The organism is Stenotrophomonas acidaminiphila (assembly GCF_014109845.1).
GTDB classification, from domain to species: Bacteria; Pseudomonadota; Gammaproteobacteria; order Xanthomonadales; family Xanthomonadaceae; genus Stenotrophomonas; species Stenotrophomonas acidaminiphila.
This window is the reverse complement of the sequence record NZ_CP043567.1, coordinates 1,357,501-1,371,814: the sequence shown is the minus strand read 5'-3', so window position 1 is coordinate 1,371,814 and position 14,314 is coordinate 1,357,501. Positions and strand designations below refer to the sequence as shown.

The 14,314-nt window shown below is 68.3% G+C and carries 13 protein-coding genes, 2 rRNA genes and 1 riboswitch (1 of these 16 cut by a window edge); of the genes, 8 read left to right on the top strand and 7 right to left on the bottom strand.

The genetic code is table 11. The annotated features are described in order from the left end of the window. The first annotated feature begins 17 nt into the window (after positions 1-17). The 5 genes from F0P95_RS06265 (at position 18) to F0P95_RS06245 (ending at position 3,416) form a co-directional block, all read left to right on the top strand. On the top strand, positions 18-1,427 hold the full coding sequence (locus tag F0P95_RS06265; protein WP_182336097.1) for a DEAD/DEAH box helicase: 1,410 nt from the start codon (positions 18-20) through the stop codon (positions 1,425-1,427). A gap of 110 nt (positions 1,428-1,537) precedes the next feature. After that, positions 1,538-1,894 (top strand): 6-carboxytetrahydropterin synthase QueD, encoded by a 357-nt coding sequence (gene queD, locus F0P95_RS06260; protein WP_182336096.1) that lies wholly within the window; start codon positions 1,538-1,540, stop codon positions 1,892-1,894. Between the two features lie 92 nt (positions 1,895-1,986). Beyond that, a complete protein-coding gene (locus F0P95_RS06255) occupies positions 1,987-2,355 on the top strand; it encodes a phasin family protein (protein ID WP_182336095.1) in 369 nt (122 codons plus the stop codon). A gap of 207 nt (positions 2,356-2,562) precedes the next feature. Then, entirely contained in the window at positions 2,563-3,045 is a 483-nt protein-coding gene (locus F0P95_RS06250; RefSeq protein ID WP_182336094.1) for a GAF domain-containing protein, read from the top strand. Beyond that, positions 3,042-3,416 carry a TfoX/Sxy family protein gene (locus F0P95_RS06245; RefSeq protein WP_182336093.1) on the top strand — a complete coding sequence of 125 codons (375 nt, stop codon included), beginning with the start codon at positions 3,042-3,044 and terminating at the stop codon, positions 3,414-3,416. The genes F0P95_RS06250 and F0P95_RS06245 overlap by 4 nt, the downstream gene beginning before the upstream one ends. A gap of 17 nt (positions 3,417-3,433) precedes the next feature. Here the strand turns inward: F0P95_RS06245 and cobS are convergent, their stop codons facing one another. The 3 genes from cobS to cobT are packed head-to-tail and all read right to left on the bottom strand — an operon-like array spanning position 3,434 to position 5,831. Then, on the bottom strand, positions 3,434-4,177 hold the full coding sequence (cobS, locus tag F0P95_RS06240; protein WP_182336092.1) for an adenosylcobinamide-GDP ribazoletransferase: 744 nt from the start codon (positions 4,175-4,177) through the stop codon (positions 3,434-3,436). Beyond that, entirely contained in the window at positions 4,174-4,764 is a 591-nt protein-coding gene (locus tag F0P95_RS06235) for a histidine phosphatase family protein (protein ID WP_182336091.1), read from the bottom strand. Before F0P95_RS06235 ends, cobS begins: the two co-directional genes overlap by 4 nt. Next, a complete protein-coding gene (cobT, locus tag F0P95_RS06230) occupies positions 4,761-5,831 on the bottom strand; it encodes a nicotinate-nucleotide--dimethylbenzimidazole phosphoribosyltransferase (protein ID WP_232528873.1) in 1,071 nt (356 codons plus the stop codon). Before cobT ends, F0P95_RS06235 begins: the two co-directional genes overlap by 4 nt. 126 nt (positions 5,832-5,957) lie before the next feature. Then, a riboswitch (cobalamin riboswitch) is annotated at positions 5,958-6,201 on the top strand. A 114-nt stretch (positions 6,202-6,315) separates the two neighbouring features. On the opposite strand from cobT, the gene btuB reads away from it, so the two are divergent. Further along, positions 6,316-8,172, top strand: coding sequence for a TonB-dependent vitamin B12 receptor (btuB, locus tag F0P95_RS06225; RefSeq protein ID WP_182336089.1), 1,857 nt, complete (start codon positions 6,316-6,318; stop codon positions 8,170-8,172). A 162-nt stretch (positions 8,173-8,334) separates the two neighbouring features. Here the strand turns inward: btuB and gph are convergent, their stop codons facing one another. Continuing rightward, positions 8,335-8,982, bottom strand: coding sequence for a phosphoglycolate phosphatase (gene gph / locus F0P95_RS06220; RefSeq protein WP_232528866.1), 648 nt, complete (start codon positions 8,980-8,982; stop codon positions 8,335-8,337). Positions 8,983-9,034: 52 nt separating this feature from the next. Then, complete coding sequence (gene dinB / locus F0P95_RS06215) at positions 9,035-10,111, bottom strand: DNA polymerase IV (RefSeq protein WP_198422026.1); 1,077 nt, start codon at positions 10,109-10,111, stop codon at positions 9,035-9,037. 199 nt (positions 10,112-10,310) lie between these two features. On the opposite strand from dinB, the gene fabA reads away from it, so the two are divergent. Both fabA and fabB read left to right on the top strand, forming a co-directional pair. Then, the gene (gene fabA / locus F0P95_RS06210; protein WP_055772609.1) at positions 10,311-10,826 is read left to right on the top strand and encodes a 3-hydroxyacyl-[acyl-carrier-protein] dehydratase FabA; all 516 of its coding nucleotides are present in this window, start codon (positions 10,311-10,313) and stop codon (positions 10,824-10,826) included. Continuing rightward, entirely contained in the window at positions 10,826-12,034 is a 1,209-nt protein-coding gene (gene fabB, locus F0P95_RS06205) for a beta-ketoacyl-ACP synthase I (protein WP_182336087.1), read from the top strand. Before fabA ends, fabB begins: the two co-directional genes overlap by 1 nt. Before the next feature lie 342 nt (positions 12,035-12,376). On the opposite strand, the gene rrf is transcribed toward fabB, so the two are convergent. Together rrf and F0P95_RS06195 are read right to left on the bottom strand one after the other, a co-directional pair. Next, a 5S ribosomal RNA gene (gene rrf / locus F0P95_RS06200) occupies positions 12,377-12,491 on the bottom strand. A 124-nt stretch (positions 12,492-12,615) separates the two neighbouring features. Next, positions 12,616-14,314, bottom strand: a 23S ribosomal RNA gene (locus F0P95_RS06195); it runs 1,179 nt beyond the window's last position.

Genomic DNA, 14,314 nt, shown 5'->3' with positions numbered 1-14,314 from the left:
CATATTGCGGAGTTTCCATGTCGTTCGAAGATCTGGGCCTTGCGCCCTTCCTGCTGCGCGCGCTCGCCGAGCAGGGTTACGAAAACCCCACCCCGATCCAGCAGCAGGCCATCCCGCTGGTGCTGGAAGGCCACGACCTGCTGGCCGGCGCGCAGACCGGCACCGGCAAGACCGCCGCGTTCGGCCTGCCGCTGCTGCAGCACCTGGCCACCTCGGCGCAGGAAGTGCGCAACGGCCCGCGCCGGCCGCGCGCGCTGATCCTGACCCCCACCCGCGAACTGGCCACCCAGGTGCATGACAGCCTGCGCGGCTACAGCAAGTACCTGCGCATCCCCAGCACCTGCATCTACGGCGGCGTCGGCATGGGCAACCAGCTCGACATCCTGCGCCGTGGCGTGGACCTGCTGGTGGCCTGCCCGGGCCGCCTGATCGACCACCTGGAGCGCCGCAGCATCGACCTGTCCGGCATCGAGGTGCTGGTGCTGGACGAAGCCGACCGCATGCTCGACATGGGCTTCCTGCCCTCGATCAAGCGCATCCTGGCCAAGCTGCCCAAGCAGAACCGGCAGACCCTGCTGTTCTCGGCCACCTTCGCCGACCCGATCAAGCAGCTGGCGCTGGAGTTCATGCGCAACCCGCGCGAGGTGATGGTGACCCCGCGCAACACCGTGGCCGAGACCATCGCCCACCGCGTGCACCCGGTCGACGCCGGGCGCAAGCGCGAACTGCTGCTGCACCTGCTGGCGCAGGACTCGCGCGAGCAGACCCTGGTGTTCGCCAAGACCAAGCACGGCAGCGACAAGCTGGCCACGTTCCTGGACAAGTCCGGCATCAAGACCGCGGCGATCCACGGCAACAAGAGCCAGAGCCAGCGCCTGCGCGCACTGGGCGACTTCAAGGCCGGCCGCGTCACCGTGCTGGTGGCCACCGACATCGCCGCGCGCGGCATCGACATCAACGAGCTGCCCAAGGTCATCAACTACGACCTGCCGATGGTGGCCGAGGATTACGTGCACCGCATCGGCCGCACCGGCCGCAACGGCGCCAGCGGCCAGGCGGTTTCGCTGGTGGCGCAGGAAGATGCCAAGTACCTGCGCCAGATCGTGCGCCTGCTGGACCGCGACATGGATATCCGCGACGTGCCGGGCTTCGAGCCGCACACGCCGATCCGCTGGGGCAACAGCGCCCCGGGCAAGGCCGAGCAGCCCGGCGGCGAACGTCCGCCGCGCCGCGGCAATGGCGGCCGCCCCGGCGGCCACCGCGACGCCGCGCCGGGCCAGCGCCGTGGCGGGGCGGGTGCGGCGTCCGGTGCCCCGCGTGGCGAGAACAACGGCCAGCGCCGCGAAGGCCAGCCGGCCGGCGCCGCGCGCCGCCGCCGTGGCGGCCGTGGCCGCGGCAAGGCGCCGCAGCCCAACAGCGCGGTCTGACCGACCCGCCTGGACCCGTAGCGAACGGCCGCGATGCGGCCGTTCGCCGTTGACACCGCCTGCACCCGCCGGACATCCGGCCCGCGCCCACCGGCTACTACAATCGCGCCATGGACATCTTCAAAGACTTCACCCTCGAGGCCGCCCACCGGCTGCCCAACGTTCCCGCCGGCCACAAGTGCGCGCGCCTGCACGGGCACTCGTTCCGCGTGCGCCTGGAGGTGAGCGGCGAGCCCGGCGCGGAGTCCGGCTGGGTGATGGACTTCGGCGACATCAAGGCCGCCTTCCAGCCGCTCTACGAGCAGCTCGACCATCATTACCTCAACGACATCCCCGGGCTGGAAAACCCCACCAGCGAGCGCCTGGCGATCTGGATCTGGGACCGGCTCCAGCCGGCCCTGCCGCAGCTCAGCGCGGTGACCGTGCACGAGACCTGCACCTCCGGTTGCCGCTATCGCGGCATCTGAGCTGAACGATTCCCCGGCGGCCGCAGGCGCCGGACTTCCGCGCCGCCATGGCGAACGTTATGCTGCGTCGCAACAAACGACGGAGCAACGGCATGCCCGCCCGGTTCGACGACGGTTTCAGCGGCTACACCCGGCAGTTCGCGGCACTGGCCCATCGCGCCAACCGGCTGGCACTGGAAAACGCGGAGAGCGCGTTCGGCGTGCAGCTGCGTACCTTCGAGCGCAATGCCAACGCCACCGCCGGCTTCCTCGGCGAGCTGGTCCATCCCGACCCGGCGGCCGACCTGCCATCGCTGCTGCCCAAGGGCCTGCGGGTAGCCCGGGAAAACCTGCAGCGGCTTGCCTCGGCCGGGCAGGAGATCGCCGGGCTCGGGCTGCAGACCGGACAGGCGCTGGCCGAACTGGCACGGCAGCCCCTCCAGGATGGCACCGGCAGGCGCCAGCGCGCCAGGACCCGCTGACTCCCCCTCAACAGCGCGCGGATCCCCCTCCCCCGCGCCCTGTCCGGACCCGGCAACGATCTCTCTCCCGTTGTCGGGTCTTTCTTTTTCCGACGCCGTACCGCACGTCATCGAGTGCGGCGCCATGCCCCGGGCGATCACGGCGCACCGGGCGCTGCCGGTACCGGCGGACACCATCGCGGGGGCGCAGCGGTTAGACTTTGCCCCATGTTCAGTTCCACCACGCTCACCGGCAGCAAGCCGGAACAGTACGCCCAGTTGCTGGCCCAGGCCCGCGCCCTGGTCCACGGCGAGAGCGACCGCATCGCCAATGCCGCCAACCTGTCGGCGCTGGTGTACCACGCGTTGCCGCAACTCAACTGGGTGGGTTTCTATTTCTTCGATGGCACCGAACTGGTGGTCGGCCCGTTCCAGGGCCTGCCGGCCTGCGTGCGCATCCCGCTGCACAAGGGCGTGTGCGGGGCGGCGGCCAGCAGCCGCCAGACCCAGCGCGTGGACGACGTGGATGCCTTCCCCGGCCACATCGCCTGCGACTCGGCCTCGCGCTCGGAACTGGTGGTGCCGCTGGTCCATGACGGCGCGCTGGTCGGCGTGTTCGACCTCGACAGCCCGGTCACCTCGCGCTTCGACGCCGACGACCAGGCGGGGCTTGAAGCCATCGCCCGGGTGTTCGTCGAGGCGCTGGCATGAGTGCGCTCAAGCTGCGCAACATCGGCCCCAAGAGCGCGGCGTGGCTGCGCCAGGTCGGATTGCGCAGCGCCGAAGACCTGGCCGCGGTGGGCGCCGTCGGCGCCTTCGTCAAGGTGCGCCGCGCCGGCTTCAAGCCCAGCCTCAACCTGCTCTACTCGCTGGAAGGCGCGCTGGTCGGCTGCCACTGGCAGGAAGTACCCGACGCGCGCCGCCAGCAACTGGTCTCCGAATACGAAGCCGCGGCCGGCGGGCAGACTGCCGCGCGCGCCGGGCAGATGGCCGGGCCGGTCCGCGAAACCCGCATGCAGCCGCACGCGGACCTCGACGACGCCGGCGACGAGGCCGGCGAGATCCGCTTCAGCGAGGACTGATGCCCGCGGCCGGGCCGCTACGGCAGTCCCCGTTCGACCCCGCCCAGCAGCACCAGCGCCAGCAGCAGCAGGCTTTCGGTGACCTCGACGCTGGCGCCCAGGCAGTCGCCGGAAATGCCGCCCAGCCGGCGCCGCCACCAGGCCGCGATCAGCGCCACCAGCGGCAGCGCAAGCAGCAGCGGCCAGGCCACGAAGGCGGTGACCACCGCCAGCAGCAGCGCCCACACCCACATCGAGCGCAGGCTCAGCTGCCATGAAAAGCGCTCGGCCATGCCCGCACCGTGCAGCGACGGCAACAACCGGCTCCACCACAGCGTGCCCCAGCGCGCCCACGCCGGCACCAGCACGATGCCGTACCACAGCGGGCTGGCGGACAGTTCGGCCAGCAGCACGAACTTGAGCAGCAGCTGCATCACCAGGGTGACCACGCCGAACACGCCCATGTGCGGATCCTTGAGCACTTCAAGGAAACGCTGTGGGTCGCGGTGCGCGGCGCCGAAGGCATCGGCGACATCGCCCAGCCCGTCCAGGTGCAGCGCGCCGGTCACCCACACCCACGCCAGCAGCGTGAGCACGCCGGCCAGCCAGGGCTGGTCGCCGAGCAGGTACAACGGCGCGGCCAGCAGCGCGCCGATGATCACACCGACCAGCGGGTAGTACACCGCCGCGCGGCTGAGGTCGTCGTCGCGGAAGTCCCGGACCTGCGGCGTCGGCAGCCGGGTCAGGAACTGGATGGCCAGGACCAGGCGGCGCACGCTCACGGCTGGCACAGCTCCAGCAGCTCGCCCCACACCTGCCCGTCCTGCGCGCGCTCCACGCGCAGGCGCACGCGGGTGCCGTAGTCGATGCGCATCGCCCACAGGGCCGCCAGCGGGATGCCGCACACGCGCGACACCGCCAGCCGCAGCACGCCGGCATGACTGACCACCAGCACCGGCCCGTCACCCTCGTCCTCGTCCTCGTCCAGCAGCCGCTGCAGCTGGGCATCGACGCGCTGCTGGAACTGCTGCCAGCTTTCGCCGTTGGGCGGCACCACGGCATGCGGCGCGTCGTAGAGCCCGGCCAGCAGTTCGGCAGGGATCTCGTCGTAATGGCGCCCGTCCCAGTCGCCGAAATCCAGTTCGGCCCAGTCCGGGTGGATTTCGCAGAACAGCTCGCGGCCGGCGAGCAGCGCGGTGGCGGTATCCAGCGCACGGCGCCGCGGCGAAGCGATCACCCGGCTCCACTGGCCGTCGCCGTGGCGCTGCAGCAGCGCGTCCACCGCGCCGTCGAGCAGGGGCGGATCGCTGCGGCCGTCCAGGTGGCCCTGGCGGCCGGTGGAGGCATGGCGCATCAGGTCCAGGATCACGGCGCGGCGCTCCGGTCGGCAACCGCGGCTTCGGCGAACGTCGCCATGCCGTTGTGCAGCGCGCAGGCCAGGCGCAGCAGCGGCAGCGCCAGCGCCGCGCCGGACCCTTCGCCCAGGCGCAGGTCCAGCTGCAGCAGCGGGTCGGCCTGCAGCTGCTCCAATACCCGTGCATGGCCACGCTCGGCGGAGCGGTGCGAGAACAGCAGCCACGGCCGCAGCGAAGGATTGATGCGCACCGCCGCCAACGCCGCGACGGAGACGATGAAGCCATCCACCAGCACCGGTACGCCACGCTGGGCGGCGGCGATCATGGCCGCGGCCAGTGCCGCGATCTCGAGCCCGCCGACGCGGCACAGGGCCTCGCGGCCCGGGTCGCCGGCCGCGGCGATCGCGTCGCCGTGCAGCGCCAGCGCCTGCGCGGCGACGGCCTGCTTGTGGGCGATGCGCGCCGCATCCAGGCCGGTGCCGGCCCCCACCAGTTCCGCCAGCGGCAACGGCCCCAGCACCGCCGCCAGCGCGCTGGCCGAGGTGGTGTTGCCGATGCCCATCTCGCCAAGCAGCAGCAGGTCGGCGCCATCGCCGCAGGCCGCGGACACCGCGCGCCTGCCGGCGGCGAACACCGCATCGAGGTCGGCCGGGACCATGGCCGGACCGGCAGTGAAATCGTCGGTGCCGCAGCGCGGCTTGTCACAGGTGACGCCGCTGACCGGCGCATCGGCCAGGCTGCCCACGTCCCAGACATGCAGCGGCACGCCCAGTTCGCGCGCCAGCACGGCAATGGCGGCGCCCCCGGTGGCGAAGTTGCGCAGCATCTGCACCGTCACTTCCGCCGGATACGCCGACACGCCCTGTGCGGCGATGCCATGGTCGCCGGCGAACACCAGCACCGGTACCCGCGTGGCCTGCGGCTGCTCACGCCCCTGCAGGGCGGCCAGTTCGATGGCGAGGGTTTCCAGGCGCCCCAGCGCCCCCTCGGGTTTGGTCAGTTGCCGCTGGCGGGCGATGGCATGCTGCCGGTGCGCCTGCGAAGGCGCGGGGCAGGCCCGGGTGAACCATGCGTCTGTCACGTGTGTTCCGATACCGCGTTGCAATCGCGCATTGTAGGGCGCATGACGCCTGCACGATGTGCCGTGACGGGCGCCGCCGCCTGCCCCTGCACGGGCCTCAGCGGGCAGCGCGGCGGGTGATGGCATAGAATGCCCGCACTTTCGGGTGACCGGCCAGATTCGCTCTGGTCGGTTGAAACGGGAAGCCGGTGCCGCGCCTGCCAGGAACATCCTGGCCCGCGCCAGTCCGGCGCTGCCCCCGCAACGGTAAGCAGGACAAGGACAGGCATACCGCCACTGTGCATCCAGCGCACGGGAAGGCGCCTGGCCGGAAGCGTCGATGCGCGCTTCGCCTGCGAGCCCGGAGACCGGCCCGGAAGCCGACTGGTTGCGATGCGGAGGGCATGGCGGCGGCAGTGGCGCCGTGCGCGCACTCCGTCGTTTCCCTTCTCCTGGCAGCCTCCACCGTCCATCCGCGCGGGAGCGCGCGGATCCAGGAGTTCAGATGAAACTGCCATACCACACCCTTTCCCTCGCCCTTGCGCTGGTGCTGCCGGGCATTGCCAGCGCCGAGCAGGCGCCCACCGAACTCGACGACGTGGTGGTCACCGCCACCCGTACGCCGGTTTCCATCGCCGACAGCGTGGTGCCGGTGCAGGTGATCGACCGCGAGCAGATCGACCGCAGCCAGGCCGGCTCGCTGCTGGACCTGCTGCGTGGCCGCGCCGGCCTGGACTTCGTCAACCAGGGCGGCCCCGGCAAGATCACCTCGCTGTTCATGCGCGGCAGCGCCTCCAGCCAGGTACTGGTGCTGGTCGACGGCGTGCGCATCGGCGCCGCCTCCAGCGGCATGCCGGCGCTGCAGGACCTGCCGATCGACCAGATCGAGCGCGTGGAGATCGTGCGCGGGCCGCGTTCGAGCCTGTACGGCTCCGAGGCGATCGGCGGCGTCATCCAGATCTTCACCCGCGCCGCCGGCCAGGGCCTGCAGCAGAACCTGGCACTGACCGCCGGCAGCCACAACCTGCGCCAGGCCAGCGCCGGTTTCAGCAACCGCGGCGAACGCGGCTGGGTGTCGGCGCAGGGCGCCTGGCAGAAGACCGATGGCATCAACGCGTGCAACGGGTCGGCCACGCTGTTCCAGGGCTGCTATGTCGACGAGCCCGACCGCGACGGCTACCGCAACACCTCGCTCAACGTGCGCGGCGGCTACGCGCTGGGCGAAACCCTGAGCGTGGAAGGCCACATGCTCGACGCCGCCAGCCGCAACCAGTACGACGGCAGCATCTATGGCGGCAACGAGGCCGACAACCAGCAGCGGGTATACGGCGGCAAGCTGCGCTGGACCCCGGGTGACGCGTTCGGCCTGTCCGTCCAGGTGGGCCGCAACGACGACCAGGCCGACAGCTACTACGTCCAGGCCGGCAAGCGCAGCTTCGTTTCCACCTTCGACACGCGCCGCGACACCGCCAGCGTGCAGGGCGATTTCCTGTTCGCCGAGGGCCAGCAGCTGAGCGTCGGCGGCGACTGGCAGAAGGACCAGGTGACCAGCACCACCGCCTATTCGATCGACAACCGCGACAACACCGGCGTGTTCGCCGAGTACCAGGGCCGCTTCGGCGCGCACTCGCTGCAGGCCAGCGTGCGCAACGACGACAACGAGCAGTTCGGCAACCACACCACCGGCAGCCTCGGCTACGGCCTGGCGCTCGGCCACGGCCTGCGCCTGACCGCGAGCGCCGGCACCGGCTTCAAGGCACCGACCTTCAACGACCTGTACTTCCCGTGGTCGAGCAACCCGGCATTGAAGCCGGAGGAATCCACGAGCGTGAACGTCGGCATCGCGCAGTACGGCGAGGGCTGGAACTGGACCTTCAACGCCTACGAAAGCCGCATCGACCAGTTGATCGCGCTGGACAGCACCTACACCCCGTACAACATCGCCAAGGCCCGCATCCGCGGTGCCGAGCTGACCGGCTTCGCATCGCTGGCCGGGTTCGACATCAACGCCCAGGCCAGCTTCACCGATCCGCGCGACCACACCCGCGGCGCGGCCAGCTACGACAACTGGCTGCCACGGCGTGCCCGCAGCAGCGGCCGCCTCGACGTGGACCGTGGCTTCGGGCCGCTGCGCGTGGGCGTGACCGCCACCGCCACCGGGCACCGTTTCGACAACGCCGGCAACAGCCTGCGCCTGGCCGGCTACGGCACGGTGGACCTGCGCGTGGAGTACGCCATCAACGAGGCATGGAGCCTGCAGGCGCGGGCGGCCAACGTGTTCGATCGCGAGTACGAAACCGTGGCCTGGTACAACCAGCCCGGTCGCGAGTACCAGTTGACGCTGCGCTACCGCTCGCGCTGAAGCCGCCACCACGGCCGCTCCGACGACGCTCCGGCCCCATGCCGGGGCGTCGTCCCATGATCACGAGGGCCTTGCCGGCATCATCCACGGCGGACGTCCGGCAGTGGACCGGGCAGCGCCTGGCGCCATGCCCGCTCGCCGCGCCATCCGGCCGATCCTCGCTCAGAAGCCTGCGAGCAGTTCCCGCATATCGTCGATCACCGCGACCGCACCGGCCGCATCCAGGTCGAGATCGCGCGGGTAGCCGTAGCGCACCAGGGCGATGGGCATGCCGGCGGCGTTGGCCGCCTCCAGGTCGGTGGCCGAGTCACCGACCATCAGGCACTGCGCCGGCGCGTGGCCGAGCAGCCTCGCCGCATGCAGTACCGGCTCGGGCGACGGCTTGCGCTGCGGCAGCGTGTCGCCACCGACGATGTGCGCGAAGTACCCGGCGATGCCCAGATGCGCGAGCAGCGGCGGTACCAGGGCCGATGGCTTGTTGGTGCAGATCGCCATCGGCAGCCCACGCGCCTGCAGCTGCCGCAGGGCGTCGGCCACGCCGTCGTACAGACGCGGGCTGCGCAGCAGGCAGTCATGGTAGTGGCGCATGAACAGCGGCATCACCTCGTCCGCCGCGCGCGCGCTGCCGGCGTGCGCCAGCGCGATGGCGACCAGGCGGCGCACGCCTTCGCCGATCCAGCTGCGGACCGTCGCCTCGGACACGCGCGGCAGCGACAGCTCCTCCAGCGAGCGGTTGATCGCCTCGGCGATGTCCTCGGCGCTGTCCACCAGCGTACCGTCCAGATCGAATACCAGCGCTGCGATGCCCACGCACCCACTCCATGACAGTGAACCGGTGATTGTACCGGGGCGCGGAAACCCGTCAGTCCACGGCCGCATCGCGGAACAGGTCGCCCTGCAGCGCCGTATCCTCGCGGTCGCGGAAGCCGGACAGGCCCACGCCCACCAGCCGGTAGCGCGTGTCGGGTGGCAGCTGCACGCGCTGGCACAGGGCCAGCGCGATGTCGCGCAGTTCCTCCTCCGAGGCCGGCGGCGCATCCGGCGTGAGGCTGCGGGTGAGGATCCGGAACTGGGCGGTCTTGAGCTTGAGCACCACGGTATGGCCGATGCGTTCGGTGCGCCCGGTCGCGCGCCACGTCCGCGCCGCCAGCTGGGCGATCAGTTCGTCGAATTCGCCCAGCCGCAGGTCCTCGGCGAACGTGTCCTCCGAGGAGATCGACTGCACCGGCTGGTCGGGCTCCACCGGGCGCTCGTCGATGCCGCGCGCGCGCCGGTACAGGCGTTGCCCGAACGTGCCGAACAGCGCTTCGAGCTGCTCCAGTGGCAGCCCGCGCAGGTCGCCGACGGTAGCGATGCCCAGCGCCGCCAGGCGTCCTTCCATGACCTTGCCCACGCCGGGCACGCGGCTCACCGGCAGCGGCGTCAGGAACTGCTCCACCCGCGCCGGCGGCACCACGAACTGACCATCGGGCTTGCGCCAGTCGGAGGCGATCTTGGCCAGGAACTTGTTCGGCGCGATGCCGGCCGAGGCGGTGAGCGAGGTCACTTCGCGGATCTGCGCGCGGATGGTGCGTGCGATCTCGGTGGCGATGCCGTCGCAGGTCGGCGACCCGCTCACGTCCAGGTAGGCCTCGTCCAGCGACAGCGGCTCGACCAGCGGGGTGTGCTGCAGGAATATCTCGCGGATCTGCCGCGACACGGCCTTGTAGCGGGCGAAATCCGGCGGCACGAACACCGCGTCCGGACACAGCCGCTCGGCGCGCACCGCGGGCATCGCCGAGCGCACGCCGAACCTGCGCGCCTCGTAGGAGGCCGCGCATACCACCGACCGCGCCCCGCGCCAGGCCACCACCACCGGCCGCCCCCGCAACGCCGGATCGTCCCGCTGCTCGACCGACGCGTAGAACGCGTCCATGTCGATGTGGATGATCTTGCGCATGGCGAGCAACACGACCGCGGAACGAAGGACCGCCATCATAGCGCCGCGCTCCATACGCACCGGTACGATCTACGACGAACGTGCCGCCTTTTCCCCGCAACACTACGGATGCGTACGGATAAAACTGTTGATTGAAAGCCCGCGCATCATGCATGCTCGGGCGTTAACCCACGTTTTCGTGCTCCGGATTACCGCTTCGATGAACCGTCTCAATGCGTTCTCGCGCGAACAGCTGCTGGCCAGTGCCCGCGGCGAGCTGTTCGGGCCCAACAAGGGCCGCCTGCCCAACGACCCGATGCTGATGTTCGACCGCATCACCGACATCCGCGACGACGGGGGGCCCCACGGCAAGGGCCTGGTGCGCGCCGAGCTCGATATCCGCCCCGACCTGTGGTTCTTCGGCTGCCACTTCATCGGCGACCCGGTGATGCCCGGCTGCCTCGGCCTGGATGCGATGTGGCAGCTGACCGGCTTCTTCCTGACCTGGCTGGGCGCCGAGGGGCGCGGCCGCGCCCTGGGCTGCGGTGAGGTCAAGTTCACCGGCCAGGTACTGCCCAGCGCCAAGCTGGTGCAGTACGAAATCGACATCTCGCGCGTGATCAACCGCAAGCTGGTCATGGCCCAGGCCGACGCCCGCATGCTGGTCGACGGGCGCGAGATCTATACCGCCAAGGACCTGCGCGTGGGTCTGTTCACTTCCACCGAGAGCTTCTGATGCGTCGTGTCGTCATCACCGGCATGGGGATCAACTCCTGCCTTGGCAACGATCTGGATACCGTTTCCAGCGCCCTGCGCGAAAGCCGTCCCGGCATCGTCGCCCTGCCCGACCATGCCGAAGCCGGCCTGCGCAGCCAGATCGGCGGCCGCGTCGACATCGACCTGGACGCGCAGATCGACCGCAAGCTCAAGCGTTTCATGAGCGACGCGGCGGCCTACAGCTACATCGCCCTGCGCGATGCCATCGCCGACGCCGGCCTGGACGAGGCCCAGGTCAGCAACGTCCGTACCGGCCTGATCGCCGGCTCCGGCGGCGGCTCCAGCCAGTGGCAGGTGGAAGCCGCCGACCTGCTGCGCAACCGCGGCGTGCGCAAGGTCGGTCCGTACATGGTGCCGCGCACGATGTGCTCGACGGTCTCGGCCAACCTGGCCACCGCCTTCAGCATCAAGGGACTGAGCTACTCGCTGTCCGCTGCCTGCGCCACCTCGGCGCACTGCATCGGCGCGGCCGCCGACCTGATCCGCCACGGCGCCCAGGACATCGTGTTCGCCGGCGGCGGCGAGGATCTGCACTGGTCGATGAGCGTGATGTTCGATGCCATGGGCGCGCTGTCCACCGGCTTCAACGACACCCCGGCGTCCGCATCGCGCCCCTATGACGCCAACCGCGACGGCTTCGTCATCGCCGGCGGCGCCGGCATGCTGGTACTGGAAGACTACGAGCACGCCATCGCGCGCGGCGCGCATATCCATGCCGAACTGATCGGCTACGGCGTGACGTCCGACGGTGCCGACATGGTCGCCCCGTCCGGCGAAGGCGCGGTGCGCTGCATGCACATGGCGCTGGCCGGCATCGACCGCCCGATCGATTACCTCAATACCCACGGCACCTCCACTCCGCTGGGCGACATCACCGAGCTGGGCGCGGTGCGCGAGGTCTTCGGCGGGCAGGTGCCCCCGATCTCCTCGACCAAGGCGCTGTCCGGCCACTCGCTCGGCGCGGCCAGCGTCCACGAGGCGATCTTCTGCCTGCTGATGATGCGAGACGGTTTCATGGCCGGTTCTGCGAACATCGAGACGCTGGATCCGCGCGCGGAGGGCTTCCCGATTCTTCGCCAGACGCAGGAAGGGCGTCTTGAGACGGTGATGTCGAACAGTTTTGGTTTTGGGGGTACGAACGCGACGCTGGTATTCGGCCGGGTGTAAGGCCGGGACATCGAGTAGGTTCAAGCAACGGCGCCTGAGGGCGCCGTTGTCGTATGCGCGGTGGGCGCGGATCTACGTGAGGCAGCCCGTGCTGCACGCGTTCGCGTGCGAGGCTCCGTTCCGGTGCAGGCGCCCGGCCCGCGAGGGCCCTGGCCTTTGTCTCTGTCGCGCGCCTGCAGGGCGGCCGTCGCCGTGCACCACCCGCAGTAACGCCGAACTGAGTGCGTGTAACCCGCCAACGGCGCCTTTTGGCGTCGTTCTGGTTTATGCGGCTTCCGGGTTTTGGATGCCGTAAAAAAGCAAACCCCCGCTGCATTTGCAGCGGGGGTTTGGGGATAAAGCCCCTGGCGATGACCTACTCTCGCATGGCTTGAGCCACACTACCATCGGCGCAGCTGCGTTTCACTTCCGAGTTCGGGATGGGATCGGGTGGTTCCACAGCGCTAATTTCACCAGGGAGAGGGTTGGAGGGTCGCTATCCATTGGAGCAGGATAAAGCGCCAGCCTCTCGTAGGTCTTGTGACGTAGCGTGCACTTGGGTCTATCGACATGTCATGTCGGCCAAGGCAACTTGAGGTTATATGGTCAAGCCACACGGATCATTAGTATCAGTTAGCTCAACGCGTTGCCGCGCTTACACACCTGACCTATCAACCACGTAGTCTACATGGTTCCTTCAGGGGGCTTGTGCCCCGGGAAGTCTCATCTTGAGGCGCGCTTCCCGCTTAGATGCTTTCAGCGGTTATCGCTTCCGAACATAGCTACCCGGCAATGCCACTGGCGTGACAACCGGAACACCAGAGGTTCGTCCACTCCGGTCCTCTCGTACTAGGAGCAGCCCCTCTCAAACTTCCAACGCCCATGGCAGATAGGGACCGAACTGTCTCACGACGTTCTGAACCCAGCTCGCGTACCACTTTAAATGGCGAACAGCCATACCCTTGGGACCGACTACAGCCCCAGGATGTGATGAGCCGACATCGAGGTGCCAAACACCGCCGTCGATATGAACTCTTGGGCGGTATCAGCCTGTTATCCCCGGAGTACCTTTTATCCGTTGAGCGATGGCCCTTCCATACAGAACCACCGGATCACTAAGTCCTACTTTCGTACCTGCTTGATCCGTCGATCTTGCAGTCAAGCACGCTTATGCCTTTGCACACAGTGCGCGATGTCCGACCGCGCTGAGCGTACCTTCGAGCTCCTCCGTTACTCTTTAGGAGGAGACCGCCCCAGTCAAACTACCCACCATACACGGTCCCCGACCCGGATAACGGGCCTAGGTTAGAACGTCAAGCACGACAGGGTGGTATTTCAAGGATGGCTCCACTGCAGCTGGCGCCACAGTTTCATAGCCTCCCACCTATCCTACACAGACGAACTCAACGTTCAGTGTAAAGCTATAGTAAAGGTTCACGGGGTCTTTCCGTCTTGCCACGGGAACGCTGCATCTTCACAGCGATTTCAATTTCACTGAGTCTCGGGTGGAGACAGCGCCGCTGTCGTTACGCCATTCGTGCAGGTCGGAACTTACCCGACAAGGAATTTCGCTACCTTAGGACCGTTATAGTTACGGCCGCCGTTTACTGGGGCTTCGATCAAGAGCTTCGCCTTGCGGCTGACCCCATCAATTAACCTTCCAGCACCGGGCAGGCGTCACACCCTATACGTCCACTTTCGTGTTTGCAGAGTGCTGTGTTTTTGATAAACAGTCGCAGCGGCCTGGTCACTTCGACCATCGCCAGCTATAGCCCGCATGGGCCACCGGCAATGGTGCACCTTCTCCCGAAGTTACGGTGCCATGTTGCCTAGTTCCTTCACCCGAGTTCTCTCAAGCGCCTGAGAATTCTCATCCTACCCACCTGTGTCGGTTTACGGTACGGTCTGCGTAAGCTGAAGCTTAGGAGCTTTTCCTGGAAGCGTGGTATCAGTGACTTCGTCTTAAAGACTCGTCTCGGTGCTCGGTCTTAAAGGATCCCGGATTTGCCAAAGATCCAAACCTACCGCCTTTCCCCAGGACAACCAACGCCTGGTACACCTAACCTTCTCCGTCCCTCCATCGCACTTACGCGAGGTGCAGGAATATTAACCTGCTTCCCATCGACTACGCATTTCTGCCTCGCCTTAGGGGCCGACTCACCCTGCGCCGATTAACGTTGCGCAAGGAAACCTTGGGCTTTCGGCGTGCGGGTTTTTCACCCGCATTATCGTTACTCATGTCAGCATTCGCACTTCCGATACCTCCAGCAGACTTCTCAATCCACCTTCGCAGGCTTACGG

Bases quoted from the DNA above. Each gene is read 5' to 3' on its own strand.
- F0P95_RS06265 (WP_182336097.1), top strand. From the start codon at position 18: ATGTCGTTCGAAGATCTGGGCCTTGCGCCCTTCCTGCTGCGCGCGCTC.
- queD (WP_182336096.1), top strand. From the start codon at position 1,538: ATGGACATCTTCAAAGACTTCACCCTCGAGGCCGCCCACCGGCTGCCC.
- F0P95_RS06255 (WP_182336095.1), top strand. From the start codon at position 1,987: ATGCCCGCCCGGTTCGACGACGGTTTCAGCGGCTACACCCGGCAGTTC.
- F0P95_RS06250 (WP_182336094.1), top strand. From the start codon at position 2,563: ATGTTCAGTTCCACCACGCTCACCGGCAGCAAGCCGGAACAGTACGCC.
- F0P95_RS06245 (WP_182336093.1), top strand. From the start codon at position 3,042: ATGAGTGCGCTCAAGCTGCGCAACATCGGCCCCAAGAGCGCGGCGTGG.
- btuB (WP_182336089.1), top strand. From the start codon at position 6,316: ATGAAACTGCCATACCACACCCTTTCCCTCGCCCTTGCGCTGGTGCTG.
- dinB (WP_198422026.1), bottom strand. From the start codon at position 10,111: ATGCGCAAGATCATCCACATCGACATGGACGCGTTCTACGCGTCGGTC.
- fabA (WP_055772609.1), top strand. From the start codon at position 10,311: ATGAACCGTCTCAATGCGTTCTCGCGCGAACAGCTGCTGGCCAGTGCC.
- fabB (WP_182336087.1), top strand. From the start codon at position 10,826: ATGCGTCGTGTCGTCATCACCGGCATGGGGATCAACTCCTGCCTTGGC.